This is a genomic window from Micromonospora sp. CNZ295, from assembly GCF_004217535.1.
This window is the reverse complement of the sequence record NZ_SHKZ01000001.1, coordinates 2,713,188-2,726,690: the sequence shown is the minus strand read 5'-3', so window position 1 is coordinate 2,726,690 and position 13,503 is coordinate 2,713,188. Positions and strand designations below refer to the sequence as shown.

The following is a 13,503-nucleotide window of genomic DNA, read 5'->3' as shown; positions in this document are numbered from 1 at the left end:
GAGCGCCGGCATGAGCGAGCGCAGCGAGCGAATCATCAGGCTCAGCGCAATGGTGCCTCAGGACGGCGCGCAGCGCAGCGGAGCGCCGGCATGAGCGAGGTCGTGCTGACCGGGGTGGTCAAGCGGTACGGGGGCGTCACCGCGCTGGCCGGCGCCGACCTCACCGTGCCGTCCGGGCAGCTCACCGCCGTGCTCGGGCCGTCCGGCTGCGGCAAGACGACGCTGCTGCGCTGCCTCGCCGGCTTCGAGCGCCTCGACGGCGGCGAGATCCGGGTCGGCGGCGTCGCGGTCGCCGGGACCGGCCGGCACGTGCCCGCCCACCGCCGCCGCATCGCGGTGGTGCCCCAGGAGGGGGCGCTCTTCCCGCACCTCAGCGTCGCCGACAACGTCGCGTACGGCCTGGACCGGGCGGCCCGCCGGGGCGACCGGGTCGAGGAGGTGCTGACCCTGGTGGGTCTCGCCGGCTATGGCGACCGGATGCCGCACCAGCTCTCCGGCGGTCAGCAGCAGCGGGTCGCGGTGGCCCGCGCGCTCGCCCCCCGCCCGTCGGTGGTGCTGCTCGACGAGCCGTTCAGCGCCCTGGACGCCGGGCTGCGGGCCGGGCTGCGCCACGACGTCCGGGAGGCGCTGCGCGCCGACGGGGCGACCGCTGTGCTGGTCACCCACGACCAGGGCGAGGCGCTGTCGGTGGCCGACCGGGTGGCGGTGCTGCGGGCGGGCCGGGTGGTGCAGGCCGGGGCGCCCACCGACGTCTACCGGGAACCGGCCGACGAGTGGGTGGCCGGCTTCGTCGGCGACGCGGTGCTGCTGCCGGCGGTGGTCGAGGACGGCGCGGCGCGTACCGCCCTGGGGACCGTGCCGCTCGCCGGCGCCGCACCGGCCGGCCCGGTGACCGTCCTGGTCCGGCCGGAGCAGGTACGCCTGACCACCGGCCCGGGCGCGGTGAGCGCCACCGTGCTGCGGCACGACTTCCACGGGCACGACGCGCTGGTCGGCCTCCGGCTCGCCGACGGCACCCGGGTCACCGCCCGGATCCTCGACGGCGCCCCGACGGCCCCGGTCGGCGCCGAGGTCGGGGTGAGCGTCGAGGGCTCCGCCCGAGCCTTCGCCGCCCCCGCCCCGACCCCCACCCGACCCCGCGGCGACCTTGCCGCGGCGAAATCGGCGTGACGGGGCAGACGGGGGGCGGAACGCGCGAGATCGCGTGAGCGATGGGCCGCGGCCCGACGGACCGGGGAGGTCCGTCGGGCCGCGGCGGGGATGGGGCGCGGGTCAGTTGACGACGAAGAGCAGGCGGTTCGGCGAGCCGGAGCCGGGGCTGGTCACCACGCCGGTGGTGGCGTTGCTGGTCAGGTAGTTGCTGACCTGCGCCGGCGTCCACGACGGGTTGCTCGAGAGCACGAGGGCGGCGGCGCCGGCCACGTGCGGCGAGGCCATCGAGGTGCCGCTGATCGTGTTGGTCGCCGTGTTGCTGGTGTGCCAGGCCGACGCGATGCTCGACCCGGGCGCGAACACGTCGACGCAGGAGCCGTAGTTGGAGAACGAGGAGCGGGCGTCGCTGCTGGTCGTCGAGCCGACGGTCAGCGCGGTCGAGGTACGGGCCGGCGAGTAGTTGCAGGCGTTGGCGCTGGAGTTGCCGGCCGCCACGGCGTACGTGACGCCGGAGCGGATCGAGTTGGCCACGGCGTTGTCGATGGAGGAGCTGGCCCCGCCGCCGAGGCTCATGTTCGCCACCGCGGGCTTGACCGCGTTCGCGGTCACCCAGTTCACGCCGTTGACGACGCTGGTGGTGCTGCCGCTACCGGAGCAGTTGAGCACCTTCACGGCCACCAGTCGGACCGACTTGGCCACGCCGTAGGTGGAGCCGCCGACGGTGCCGGCGACGTGCGTGCCGTGACCGTTGCAGTCGGTGTTGTTGCTGTCCACCGTGTTGGTGCCCCAGGTGGCCCGGCCGCCGAACTGGTTGTGGCTGGTCCGGATGCCGGTGTCGATGATGTACGCCCGGACGTTGGAGGCGGTGTTCGGGTAGGTGAAGGTGCCGCTCAGCGGCCGGTTCCGCTGGTCGATACGGTCCAGGCCCCACGGCGGGTTGGTCTGGGTCGCCTGGACCGTGATCACCTGGTCCTGCTCGACGTAGGCGACGGCGGGGTCGGCGGCGAGCCGGCGGGCCTGGGTCTCGGTCATCTTGGCGGCGAAGCCGGTCAGCGCGGCGGTGTAGACGTCGGCGACGCTGCCGCCGTACCGCTTGGCGAGCGCGCCGGCCCGGGTCGGCACGGAGGAACGGGCGGCGAAGGTGCCGGCGGTGCCCACCGTGTCGGACTTGAGCACGACGAGGTAGCTCCCGCTGATCGCGTTCGGCGCGCCGGCGCCCCGGATCTCGCCGGTGGGCGCGGCCAGCGCCGGGGTGGTGCTGGCCGCGGAGATGGCCGCCGCGGTGGCGACGACGGCGAACGCCCGGAGGACGCTCCGTCGCGCGGTGGACCCTGATGGCATCGTCTGCCTCCCTTGCCAGAGCGGCCGCCCGGCTTCTGGCCGGGCGGTCCGCATCATCGATATATCTCGATGAGATGCTAGCGGGTCATCGACAAATATGACAGAGATGTCGATCGATTGCTATCGGATGTCACGGGTGGTCGCCTCCCGGCCGCCGGCAGGAGGCAGGATGGCGATGTGGACGAACACGACATGCTGCTCTCCCCGGCCGGGGTGTCGGCCCTGCGGACCGCGCTCACCAGGGCGAACTTCACGTCGAACGGCATCGCCGCCCGGCTGGGCGCGCACGCCACCGGCGGGGTCGCCCGCAACGACTTCCGCGCCGCGCTGCGCGCCACCGAGGACCGCGATCCGCTCGCCACGCTGATCCGGGTCTTCATCTGCGAGCAGACCGAGCCGGCGGCCGCCGTAGCCGCCGCGCTGGCGCCCCTGCCGATCGAGGAGGCGCTCGCCGGCGGCCTGGTCGAGCGGCACGGCGACGGGCTGCGGATGGGCCTGGACCTGGAACCGTACGGGGACGACTGGTGGGTGCTCGCCGACGTGCCGGCCAGCGCCCGACCCGGCCGGCCCCTGCACGCCGAGCACGTCCTCGGCATCGGTGGTGCGACCCAGACGCTGATCGGCGCGACCGTCCGCCGGCCGGTGGAGACCGCGCTGGACCTGGGCACCGGCTCCGGCGTCCAGGCCCTGCACCTGTCCACGCATGCGCGGCGGGTCACCGCCACCGACGTCTCCGAGCGGGCACTGCGCTTCGCCGCCACCACCGCCGCGCTCAACGGCCAGGACTGGGAGCTGCTCCGCGGCGACATGGTCGCGCCGGTCGCCGGCCGCCGCTTCGACCTGGTGGTCAGCAACCCGCCGTTCGTCGTGGGCCCGGGCACCACCACGCACGTCTACCGCGACTCGGGCCGGGTCGGCGACGCCATCGGCGCCGAGCTGGCCGCCGCCGCGCCGGGCCTGCTCACCGACGGTGGCACCATGCAGTACCTGGCGAACTGGGTGCACGTCGCCGGCGAGGACTGGGGTGAGCGGGTCACCGGGTGGTTCGCCGGCACCGGCCTGGACGCCTGGGTGATCCAGCGGGAGGTGGCCGACCCCATGGCGTACGTGAACCTGTGGCTCACCGATGTCGGGGAGGCCGCCGACCCCCGGCGGATGGCCGAGTGGCTGGACTGGTTCGACGCGCACAAGGTCGAGGCGATCGGCTTCGGCATCGTCTCCCTGCGCCGCGGTGGCCACGACGACCCGATCGTGCGGGTGGAGGACCTGCGCCAGCGCGTCGAGGCGCCGCTCGGCGACCGGGTGGCCGCCTGGTTCGACCGCCAGGACTGGCTCCGGGTACGCGGAGCCGATGGGCTGCTCGCGGCGCGTTACCGGGCCGCCGACGGCCTCCAGCTGCGGCAGGAGGCCACCATGGGCGACGAGGGCTGGGCCGTCGACCGCCAGGTGCTGGCCATCCCGCACGGCCTGCGCTGGACCGAGGAGATCGATCCCCTGGTGCTGGCCCTGGTCGGCGGGGCGGACGGGCGACTGCCGCTGGGCGACCAGCTCGCCCTGCTGGCCGCCGCGCACGACGTGACACCGGACGAGCTGGCGGAGGCGGCCGTCCCGATCGTGGCGCACCTGGTCGAGCGCGGCTTCATCGAGCCGGTGGTGGACTGATGCGGGCGGTGGTGCAGACGGTCGGCCGGGCCAGCGTGACCGTTGACGACGCGGTGGTCGGCGCGATCGACGAGGGCCTGCTGGTGCTGCTCGGCGTGACCCACACCGACACCGTCGAGACCGCCCGGACGATGGCCCGCAAGGTGCACGAGCTGCGGATCCTCGACGACGAGCGGTCGGCCGCCGACACCGGCGCGCCGATCCTGGTGGTCAGCCAGTTCACGCTCTACGGCGACGCCCGCAAGGGCCGCCGTCCCAGCTGGACGGCGGCGGCCCCCGCCGCCGTCGCGGAACCGCTGGTGACGGCGGTCGTCGAGGAGCTGCGGGCGCGCGGCGCCAAGGTCGAGACCGGCCGGTTCCGGGCGCACATGCTGGTGGAGAGCGTCAACGTCGGCCCCCGGACCATCCTGCTCGACCTGTGAGCCCCCGCTGATCATGAGGTTGACGGCGATCCGGATCTCCACCGGCGCCGCCAACCTCATGATCGTGCCGCTGGAGGTCAGCTGAGTCTGGAGGTCGTCCAGCGGGCGGACGCGCTGGTGACCGGAACGGTGTCACCGACCAACGTGGTCCGCGCCTGGGCGTCCCGACGCGCACTCGTACCGACCCAGAGCTCGACGTCACCGGGCTCCACGACCCGGGTGAGCGTGCGGTCGGAGAAGGCCAGGCGGGTGGTCGGCACCGTCAGCTCGACCGTGACCGACTGGCCCGGCTCCAGGTGCACCCGCCGGTACCCGAGGAGCTGCGCCACCGGACGGGTCACCGAGGCCACCAGGTCACGGCCGTAGAGCTGGACCACCTCGGCGCCGGCGACCGCGCCGGTGTTCGTCACGGACACGGTCACCTGCAGCGCCCCGTCGGTCGGCACCGTGGCGGGCACGGTCAGGCCGGCGTACTCGAAGGTCGTGTAGGACAGGCCGTGGCCGAACGGCGCCGCAGGCGTCGCCGACAGGTTGGTCACCTCGTTCCCCTCGCCGAGCGTGGGGTGCAGGTACGAGTACGGCTGCGCCCCCGCCGAGGCGGGCATGCTGACCGGCAGCCGGCCGGACGGGTTGACCCGCCCGGAGAGCACGCCGGCGATCGCGCCGGCGCCCTCCTCGCCGGGGAAGAACGCCTGCACCACCGCCGCGCACCGCGCCAGGGCCCAGTCGACCGCGTACGGGCGGCCGGTGACCAGCACGAGGACGACCGGCGTGCCCGTCGCCAGCACCGCCTCGACGAGCTCGCGCTGGACCCCGGGCAGCTCCAGGTTGTCCCGGTCGCAGCCCTCACCGACCGTGCCACGCCCGAAGAGACCGGCGTGGTCGCCGACGACCAGGACGGCGACGTCCGCGGCGGACGCCGTGTCGACGGCCTCATCGAAACCGGACCGGTCGTCGCTGTCCACGTCGCAGCCCGGCGCCCAGGTCACGAGATCCGCACCGAACTCGGCACGCAGCCCGTCGAGGACCGTCGGCACCTCGATCCCGGTCTCCACGTCGGGATGCTGGACGAGCACGTGGTTCAGGAACGAGTAGCACCCGAAGAGCGCGCCCTGCCGGTCCGCGTTCGGACCGATGACCGCCACCCGTCGGCCCGCGGGCACCGGCAGGACGTCCCGGTTGGCGACCAGGACGATCGACTCCTCCGCGAGGCGGCGGGCGATCGACCGGTGCTCGGGCGAGTCGAGGTCGACCTCCCGGGGCGGTTCGTCGGTGAACGTCGCGTCGAGCAGCCCGAGTTCCAGCTTCTGGCGCAGGACCCGCAGCACCGCCCGGTCGACGAGCGCCTCGTCGACCTTGCCGGCCCGCACCGTCTCCCGCAGGGTGAGGTAGGCGTCGCCCGTCGGGAGCTCGACGTCGACACCCGCGGCCAGCGCCTGCGCGGCCGCCTCCGCGTGGTCGCCCGCGACGTGGTGCAGCAGGTTCAGGAAGGCGACGCCGTAGTAGTCGGCCACCACCGTGCCGTCGAAGCCCCACCGCTCCCGGAGCACGCCGGTGAGCATCGCCGGATCGGCGGCGACGGGAACGCCGTCGATCTCGTTGTACGAGTGCATGATGGAACGCGCGTCGCCGTCGAGGATCGCCATCTCGAACGGGGGGAACAGGACGTCGGCGAGTTCCCGCGGACCGGCGTGCACCGGGGCGAAGTTGCGCCCGGCGCGCGAGGCGGAGTAGCCGACGAAGTGCTTCAGGGTGGCGTGCACACCCTGCGACTGGAGGCCGCGCACGTACGCCGTGCCGAGCGTTCCGACCAGGTAAGGGTCCTCGGAGATGCACTCGTCGACCCGGCCCCAGCGGGGGTCGCGGATCACGTCGAGCACCGGGGCGAGACCCTGGTGGACGCCGAGCGCCCGCATCGAGGCCCCGATCGCCGCGGCCATCTCGGTGACGAGTTCGAGATCGAACGCGGCACCCCAGGCCAGCGGGGTCGGGAAGGTGGCCGCCTTCCACGCCGAGAGCCCGGTGAGGCACTCCTCGTGGACGAGCGCCGGGATGCCGAGCCGGGTACCCGTCACCAGGTCCCGCTGGAACTTCCACAGCCACGCCGCGCGGGCCGCGGCGTCCACCGGGCGGGTGCCGTAGGCGCGGGTGAGGTGGCCGAGCCCGTGCCGGGCGAAGTCCTCGAGCGTGGTGACGTCGCCGAACTCGCCCTGCAGCGGCGCGACCGCCTCACCGTCCTCCTTCTCCCAGAACCCGACGAGCTGCGCGACCTTCTCCTCGATCGTCATCCGGCCGAGCAGCTCACGGACGCGTGCCTCGCCGGCCTGCCCGTCCGGCCGGTGGTGGTTCGGACCTGTCTGAGCCGGTACCGGCCCGTCCACTACCGCGTGGACCTCTGTCATGTTGTGCCTTTCCATTGATGTGCTGGTACCGCAGTCGCTCAGCCCTTGACCGCACCCTGCAGGCCACCGACGATCTGCTTCTCGGCGAGCGTGAAGAAGGCCAGGGCCGGCAGCATCGCCAGCGAGGTGAAGGCGAGGACACCGGCGGTGTCGGTGGAGAACTGGCTCGAGAAGTTCTGCACGCCCAGCGGCAGGGTGTGCAGGCTGACATCGCCGAGGACGAGGAGCGGCAGCAGGAACGCGTTCCAGCTGGCCACGAACGCGAGGACACCGACGGTGACGAGCGCGGGCCGCGACAGCGGCAGCGCGATCCGCCAGAGGAAGCCGAGCCGACCCGCGCCGTCGATCGCCGCGGCGTCCTCCAGCTCGCGGGGGATGGCGGACAGGAAGGGCCGCAGGATCACGATCGTCAGCGGCAGCTGGAAGGCGACCTGCGGGAGGATCACCGCGTAGTAGGAGTTGACCAGGCCCAGGTCCCGGAGCATGAGGTAGAGCGGCAGGATCGCGGCCCCGGCCGGGAAGAGCAGGCCGAGGGTGAAGAAGGTGTAGAGCGCCTCCCGCCCGCGGAAGGTGTACCGCGCGAGCACGAACGCGGCGGCCAGGCCGAGCATCACGACGCCGAGCGTGGTGCCGAGGGCGATCACCCCGCTGTTGAACGCCTGCTGCCAGAAGTTGCTCTGCGTCAGCACCCGGGCGTAGTTGTCGAAGACCCATGGGTCGGGCAGGCCGGCCGGGTCGGCGACGATCTGCGGGGTGGTGCGGAAGCCGCCGACGATCACGTAGAGGATCGGGACGATCGACACGGCCGCGACCGCGAGCGCCAGCGCGTACGTGAGCGGGTTGCCCCACGACACCGGCCGGCGGGCGGCGGACGGGGCAGGAACGAGGTTGGAGGCCACAGTCACTTCGCCCTTCCGGTGATGGCGCCCTCGATGTCCCGACGGAGCAGGAAGCGCTGGAACAGCAGCGCCGCGACGAACGAGATCACGAACAGGATCACGGCCACCGCGTTGCCGTAGCCCCACAGCCGGGCGAAGAAGCCGTTGTCCACCATGTACGTCGCCATGGTGGCCGACGCGCCGAGCGACCGCACCGCGGGAACCGAGGTCACCCAGATCACGTCGAAGACCTGCAGCGAACCGATCATCGACAGGAACATCCAGATCCGGATCGTCGGGCCGAGCAGCGGGAGCGTGACGTGGCGCTGGACCTGCCACCAGCTCGCGCCGTCGATCGCCGCCGCCTCGGTCAGCTCGTGCGGCACGTTCGAGAGGCCGGCGAGCAGGAGGATGATGGCGAAGCCGACGTACTTCCAGGTGAGCACGAACAGCAGCGTCCAGATGACGACGTCCGTATCGGCGAGCCAGGCCTGCACCAGACCGCCCAGGCCCACGGACCGCATCACCGCGTCGACCGTGCCGTTCTCGGTCAGCAGCAGCTTCCACATGATGCCGACGGTGACCTCGGCGAGCACGTAGGGTACGAACACCAGCAGGCGGAACACGGCGCGCCCGCGGAAGTGGCGGTTGAGCAGGAGGGCGATGCCCAGGGCGATCGGGCCCTGGACCAGCAGCGACCCCACGACGATGATGACGTTGTTGCGCAGCGCGTCGAGGAAGATCGGATCCTGGAAGGCGAGCGTGTAGTTCCGGAAACCGACGAAGTCGGTGGGGGGCCCGACGCCCCGCCACCGGAACAGGCTGTAGTAGACCGCGAAGCCCATCGGCACCAGCACGAACATCGCGTAGATGACGAGTGCCGGCGTGGTGAGCCCGATGATCTCGTACCACTTGCGGCGGGTCTCGGCCCGGCGGGAGGAGGGGCGCCCGGCAGGCCGGCGGCCCGCCGGCGGCGCCGAGACGCCGCCGGCGGGGAACCGGGTCTGGTCGGTGTACGTCACTTGCTCGCGGCGGCCTTCATGGCCGAGACGACCTTCTCAGGCGTCCCGTTACCCGCGAAGATGGCGACGATCGCGTCGTTCATCGCGGTGCCGACGGTGCTGCCGAAGGCCGTGTCCAGCCAGAGCTGCACGTAGCTCGCCTCGGACGTGGCCTGCAGGATGGACTTCAGAGCGGGATCGGTCACGCCATCCTCCGCGCCCTTGGCCACGGGCAGGCCCTGGCCGATGGCGGCGTAGCCCTTCTGCACCTCGGGGCTCACGATGTACTTGAGGAACTCGACGCACTCGGGCGGGGCGTTCTTGGCGCAGGCGAACCCGTCGCCGCCGCCGAGAGCGGCCTTCGGGTCACCGGCCGAACCGGCGATCGCCGGCACCGGGAACCAGCCGAGGACCTCGGCGAGCTTGGCCTTGTCCGTGGCGACGTTGTCGAGCGTGCCCCGGTTCCAGTCGCCCATCAGCTCCATCGCGGCCTTGCCGTTGGCGAGCAGGCCGTTCGCGCTGGTCGGGTCGTTCTGGCCCGGGGTGGCGATGAAGTTGTTCTGGAACGGCTTGGTGTCGATGAACGCCTTCAGGTCCTGGCCGGCCTTCACGAAGCACGGGTCGTCGAAGACCTTGTCGGTGGTCGCCTTCTTCAGGGTGTCGACCGAGCAGGCGCGCAGCGCGAAGTTGTACCACCAGTGGGCGGCCGGCCACTTGTCACCGGCGCCCAGGGCGATCGGGATGACGTTGATCGCCTTGAGCTTCGTGACCGCCTCGTTGAGCTCCTCGAACGTGGTCGGCGGCGCCGTGATGCCCGCCTTCGCGAACATCTCCTTGTTGTACCAGATGCCCTCGATGCCCATCCGGAACGGCAGGCCGTACTGCTTGCCGTCCACCGCCCAGATCTCGGCCGCGCTGCCGATGTTGGCAACCTCGGTCTTGACCTGGTCGGTGATGTCCTTGAGGTAGTCGGCCTCCACCTGCTCGCGCACCTCGCCGCCGCCCCACGACATGAAGATGTCCGGCGGGTCGTTGCTGAGCAGCGCGGCGGGGATCCGGGTCCGCTGAAGCTGGTTGGTCTCGATCGCCTCGATCTCGATCTTGACCGTCGGGTGCAGTGCGGAGAAGTCGTTGGCGACCTTCTCCCAGAAGACCTTGCCGGGACCGTCCTGGGGCGCGTTGTGCCACCAGGTCAGGGTCACCGGGTTCTTGAACAGCTCGCTCTCGGGGGGAGCGTCGGACTCACCACCGCCGCCACATCCGGCGGCGAGCAGCGCGGTGGTGATCGACAGGGCTAGGACGGTGCTGGCGCGGCGCTTTATCGCCATGGGGGTATCTCCTCGACTAGTCAGTCGCGGTGCTCGGCCTGCGGGCGAGTTTTACAGCCGTGTAACTCAGAGTCAATCGTTGTCGATAACGTTTTCGACTCACCGTCGGCGGGCCTCGTTGAGCGCTCTATCATCATCGGCGTGGCGTTTCCGCAGCGTGTCAACATGTCGGACGTGGCCCGCGCGGCCGGCGTCTCCGTCGCAACCGTGTCCAAGGTCGTGAACGGCCGTTACGGTGTGGCGCAGGCGACCGTGGAGCGCGTCCAGCAGGTCATCCACCAGCTCGGCTACGAGGCCAGCCTCGGTGCGCAGAGCCTGCGCAGCCACCGCACGAACGTGTTGGGCATCCTGGTCGCCGAGTTCGAGCCCTTCTCCACCGAACTGCTCAAGGGCGCGTCCTCGGAGGTGACCGGCACCGGCTACCAGTTGCTGGCCTACTCCAGCGGGGACGGCGCCGGCGCGGCCGTGGGTTGGGAACGGCGGTCCCTCGCCCGCCTCTCCGGGACGCTCATCGACGGAGCCGTGATCGTCACCCCGACCGTGGTCGAGACCAAGCCGGGCTTCCACGTGGTGGCCGTCGACCCGCACACCGGCCCGTCGGGCCTGCCCACCGTCGACTCCGACAACTTCACCGGGGCCGTACTCGCGACCAACTACCTGCTGTCGCTCGGTCACCGCCGCATCGCGCACATCAGCGGACGCCCCGACCTCGAGTCCGCCCGCCTGCGCGAGGCCGGCTTCCGCAAGGCCATGGCCGACGCCGGCGTGACGGTGGACGAGAAGCTCGTGGGCGTCGGCGGGTTCCGGACCGAGAGCGCCGCCGGCACGGCCGCGGAGCTGCTCGCGCTCCCCGACCGGCCGACCGCGATCTTCGCGGGCAACGACCTGTCCGCGATCTCCACGATGGACGTCGCCCGCGGCATGGGCCTCGCGGTGCCCGACGACCTGTCCGTGATCGGCTTCGACAACATCCCGGAGTCAGCGCTGGTCGACCCGCCGCTGACGACGGTCATGCAGCCGCTGCAGCGCATGGGTGCCGAGGCGCTGCGCCTGCTCGTCGACCTGATCGGCGGCGTCGAACGCGACACGCACATCCGGCTGCCCACCGAGCTGGTCATCCGGGCGTCCTGCCGACCCTACGTCCCTCCGCCACGGCCGCGCCCGGCGTCGTCCGACCGCGCGACGACGGGGGGCTGAACTCGCGGCACGGCGATCGGGTCGGCCCCGGTCTCCAACGGTCAGGAGAACAGGCCCCGGCGCTGGAGCGACTGGCGCAGCCAGGCGTCGAGCTGGGCGGTCCAGTCGGTGCGGTCGGCGGTGGCGTGGTCCACGGCGAACCGGCCGAACGCGTCCCGCCCCTCGGTGAAGAGGCCACCCCGCTTGTCGAGCTCCAGCACGACCTGGATCTGGTGCGGGTCGGTCACGAAGGTGACCTCCAGCTGGTTGATCGCGCGGGCGTACTGCGGCGCCGGGTAGAACTCGATCTCCTGGTAGAACGGCAGCGTCTGGTGCACGCCGTAGATGTGGCCGCGCTCGACGTCGGCGCGGGCGAACCGGAAGCCCAGCCGCAGGAACGCCGCCAGGATCCGTTCCTGCGCCGGCAGCGGGTGCACGGCCACCGCGTCCAGGTCGCCCTTGTCGACCGCGCGGGCCACCTCGAGCTCGGTACGCAGACCCATCGTCATGCCGTGCAGGTGCTGCCCGTACAGCTCGGTGAGCGGGGTCTCCCAGGGCACGTCGAAGCGGAACGGGACGTCGTACCGCTGCCCGGGCTCCAGCCGGAAGGCGCCGGTGGCCTGCTGGCGGTGGAACTCCTGGGTGGTCTGGTAGTCGTTGTCGCCGCTCTCCACCTCGACCCGGGTGACCAGGCCCAACGCCACGTACGACACGTCGACCGCGTGGTCGCCGCCCGCGACGTGGACGGTCCCCTCGAGCTGACCGCCGGGGCGGCAGTTCGGGTTCGCCAGGACGGTTTCCACCGACGGGCCACCGACCCCCATCGCCTGCATGAGCCGCTTGAAGACCACGACGCCCTCCATCACCTGTGCCGGGGGTCCGCCGGCGGTCGCCGGCGGTCGCCAGCCGCCACCGGCCGACCGCTGGCACGGTAACCGCCGGCGGCAAGGGCCCCGCTACGGCGACACGCCCACCGGGATTCCTGTCGGGTCCCCGATCGCCTCACTCCCGTTTTACGCCGCGCCCGCCAAGCTGTTTGTCAACCGGCACCACTGGGCCGGATCTCGCGGCACAGACGTGGACACGGGGAGAGACGAATGATGGCCCTGCAGATGATGGAGCACCGGATGCGCCCGGCCGCCACGATTGATACCGACCACGGCACCGACGCCCTGACCGACCTGGACGCCACCGACGAGCGCGGTGTCTCCACGGACCTGGTCCGGGCGTACCTCAACGGCATCGGCAGGACGAAACTGCTGACCGCCGCCCAGGAGGTCGAGCTGGCGCGTCGGATCGAGGCCGGCCTCTTCGCCGAGGAGAAGCTGGCCACCTGCACGCCGGTCTCCGCCGAGCTGCGGTCCGACCTGGAGCTCGTCGCCGCCGAGGGGCGCGCCGCCAAGGACCACCTGCTCGAGGCGAACCTGCGCCTCGTCGTGAGCATCGCCAAGCGGTACACGGGCCGCGGGATGGCCTTCCTCGACCTGATCCAGGAGGGCAACCTCGGCCTGATCCGCGCCGTCGAGAAGTTCGACTACGCCAAGGGCTACAAGTTCTCCACCTACGCCACCTGGTGGATCCGCCAGGCCATCACCCGCGCCATGGCCGACCAGGCCCGCACCATCCGCATCCCGGTGCACATGGTCGAGCAGGTCAACCGCATGGTGCGGGCCCGGCGGGAGCTGTCGATCTCGCTCGGCCGGGAGCCGACGGTCGCCGAGGTGGCCCGGGCGCTGGACGTCCCGGAGTTCCAGGTGATCGAGCTGATCTCGTACGACCGCGAGCCGGTCAGCCTGGACCAGGCGGTCGGCGAGGACGGCGAGAGCGCGCTCGGCGACTTCGTCGCCGCGGTGGACCCGGCGGCCGGCCCGGACGATGCCGCCGCCCAGGGTGAGCTCCGGCAGGAGGTGAGCATCGTGCTCGCCACCCTGTCGCAGCGCGAGCAGGCGGTGATCCGGCTCCGGTTCGGGCTGGACGACGGCCGGCAGCGCACGCTGGACGAGGTCGGGCGCGAGTTCGGCCTCTCCCGCGAGCGGATCCGCCAGATCGAGAAGGTGACGCTGCTGAAGCTGCGGGCCCCGGAGCGGGCGCAGCGCCTGGCGGCGTACGCCTGCTGAGGGCGAGGCCCGACGACGGCCCCG

11 protein-coding genes are annotated in these 13,503 nt (G+C 72.1%); 5 read left to right on the top strand and 6 right to left on the bottom strand.

The genetic code is table 11. The features are described from left to right. Positions 1-90: 90 nt before the first annotated feature. Complete coding sequence (locus tag EV376_RS12940; protein ID WP_130323030.1) at positions 91-1,170, top strand: ABC transporter ATP-binding protein; 1,080 nt, start codon at positions 91-93, stop codon at positions 1,168-1,170. Positions 1,171-1,272: 102 nt separating this feature from the next. Here the strand turns inward: EV376_RS12940 and EV376_RS12935 are convergent, their stop codons facing one another. After that, positions 1,273-2,493, bottom strand: a complete 1,221-nt coding sequence (locus tag EV376_RS12935; protein WP_130323028.1) for a S8 family peptidase — start codon at positions 2,491-2,493, stop codon at positions 1,273-1,275. Positions 2,494-2,670: 177 nt separating this feature from the next. Between EV376_RS12935 and EV376_RS12930 the strand changes: the two genes are divergently transcribed. Then, the gene (locus tag EV376_RS12930) at positions 2,671-4,155 is read left to right on the top strand and encodes a DUF7782 domain-containing protein (RefSeq protein WP_130323026.1); all 1,485 of its coding nucleotides are present in this window, start codon (positions 2,671-2,673) and stop codon (positions 4,153-4,155) included. Then, a complete protein-coding gene (dtd, locus tag EV376_RS12925; protein WP_130323024.1) occupies positions 4,155-4,577 on the top strand; it encodes a D-aminoacyl-tRNA deacylase in 423 nt (140 codons plus the stop codon). The genes EV376_RS12930 and dtd overlap by 1 nt, the downstream gene beginning before the upstream one ends. A gap of 77 nt (positions 4,578-4,654) precedes the next feature. On the opposite strand, the gene EV376_RS12920 is transcribed toward dtd, so the two are convergent. The 4 genes from EV376_RS12920 to EV376_RS12905 are packed head-to-tail and all read right to left on the bottom strand — an operon-like array spanning position 4,655 to position 10,186. Next, positions 4,655-6,979 carry a beta-xylosidase/alpha-l-arabinosidase gene (locus EV376_RS12920; RefSeq protein ID WP_130323022.1) on the bottom strand — a complete coding sequence of 775 codons (2,325 nt, stop codon included), beginning with the start codon at positions 6,977-6,979 and terminating at the stop codon, positions 4,655-4,657. A gap of 38 nt (positions 6,980-7,017) precedes the next feature. Then, a complete protein-coding gene (locus tag EV376_RS12915) occupies positions 7,018-7,884 on the bottom strand; it encodes a carbohydrate ABC transporter permease (protein ID WP_130323020.1) in 867 nt (288 codons plus the stop codon). Further along, on the bottom strand, positions 7,881-8,879 hold the full coding sequence (locus EV376_RS12910; RefSeq protein WP_130323018.1) for a carbohydrate ABC transporter permease: 999 nt from the start codon (positions 8,877-8,879) through the stop codon (positions 7,881-7,883). Before EV376_RS12910 ends, EV376_RS12915 begins: the two co-directional genes overlap by 4 nt. Continuing rightward, positions 8,876-10,186, bottom strand: a complete 1,311-nt coding sequence (locus EV376_RS12905) for an extracellular solute-binding protein (protein ID WP_130323016.1) — start codon at positions 10,184-10,186, stop codon at positions 8,876-8,878. Before EV376_RS12905 ends, EV376_RS12910 begins: the two co-directional genes overlap by 4 nt. 165 nt (positions 10,187-10,351) lie before the next feature. Between EV376_RS12905 and EV376_RS12900 the strand changes: the two genes are divergently transcribed. Then, positions 10,352-11,383 (top strand): LacI family DNA-binding transcriptional regulator, encoded by a 1,032-nt coding sequence (locus EV376_RS12900; protein ID WP_486482892.1) that lies wholly within the window; start codon positions 10,352-10,354, stop codon positions 11,381-11,383. A 41-nt stretch (positions 11,384-11,424) separates the two neighbouring features. Here EV376_RS12900 and EV376_RS12895 read toward each other — a convergent pair whose 3' ends face one another. Continuing rightward, positions 11,425-12,213, bottom strand: a complete 789-nt coding sequence (locus EV376_RS12895; protein WP_130323012.1) for a sporulation protein — start codon at positions 12,211-12,213, stop codon at positions 11,425-11,427. A 249-nt stretch (positions 12,214-12,462) separates the two neighbouring features. Here EV376_RS12895 and sigB point away from each other — a divergent pair, with 249 nt between their 5' ends. Beyond that, positions 12,463-13,479 (top strand): RNA polymerase sigma factor SigB, encoded by a 1,017-nt coding sequence (sigB, locus tag EV376_RS12890; RefSeq protein ID WP_486482891.1) that lies wholly within the window; start codon positions 12,463-12,465, stop codon positions 13,477-13,479. Positions 13,480-13,503 lie beyond the last annotated feature (24 nt).

Coding starts and splice junctions, on each gene's coding strand:
- EV376_RS12940 (WP_130323030.1), top strand. CDS start 91: ATGAGCGAGGTCGTGCTGACCGGGGTGGTCAAGCGGTACGGGGGCGTC.
- EV376_RS12935 (WP_130323028.1), bottom strand. CDS start 2,493: ATGCCATCAGGGTCCACCGCGCGACGGAGCGTCCTCCGGGCGTTCGCC.
- dtd (WP_130323024.1), top strand. CDS start 4,155: ATGCGGGCGGTGGTGCAGACGGTCGGCCGGGCCAGCGTGACCGTTGAC.
- EV376_RS12920 (WP_130323022.1), bottom strand. CDS start 6,979: ATGACAGAGGTCCACGCGGTAGTGGACGGGCCGGTACCGGCTCAGACA.
- EV376_RS12905 (WP_130323016.1), bottom strand. CDS start 10,186: ATGGCGATAAAGCGCCGCGCCAGCACCGTCCTAGCCCTGTCGATCACC.
- EV376_RS12900 (WP_486482892.1), top strand. CDS start 10,352: ATGTCGGACGTGGCCCGCGCGGCCGGCGTCTCCGTCGCAACCGTGTCC.
- sigB (WP_486482891.1), top strand. CDS start 12,463: ATGGCCCTGCAGATGATGGAGCACCGGATGCGCCCGGCCGCCACGATT.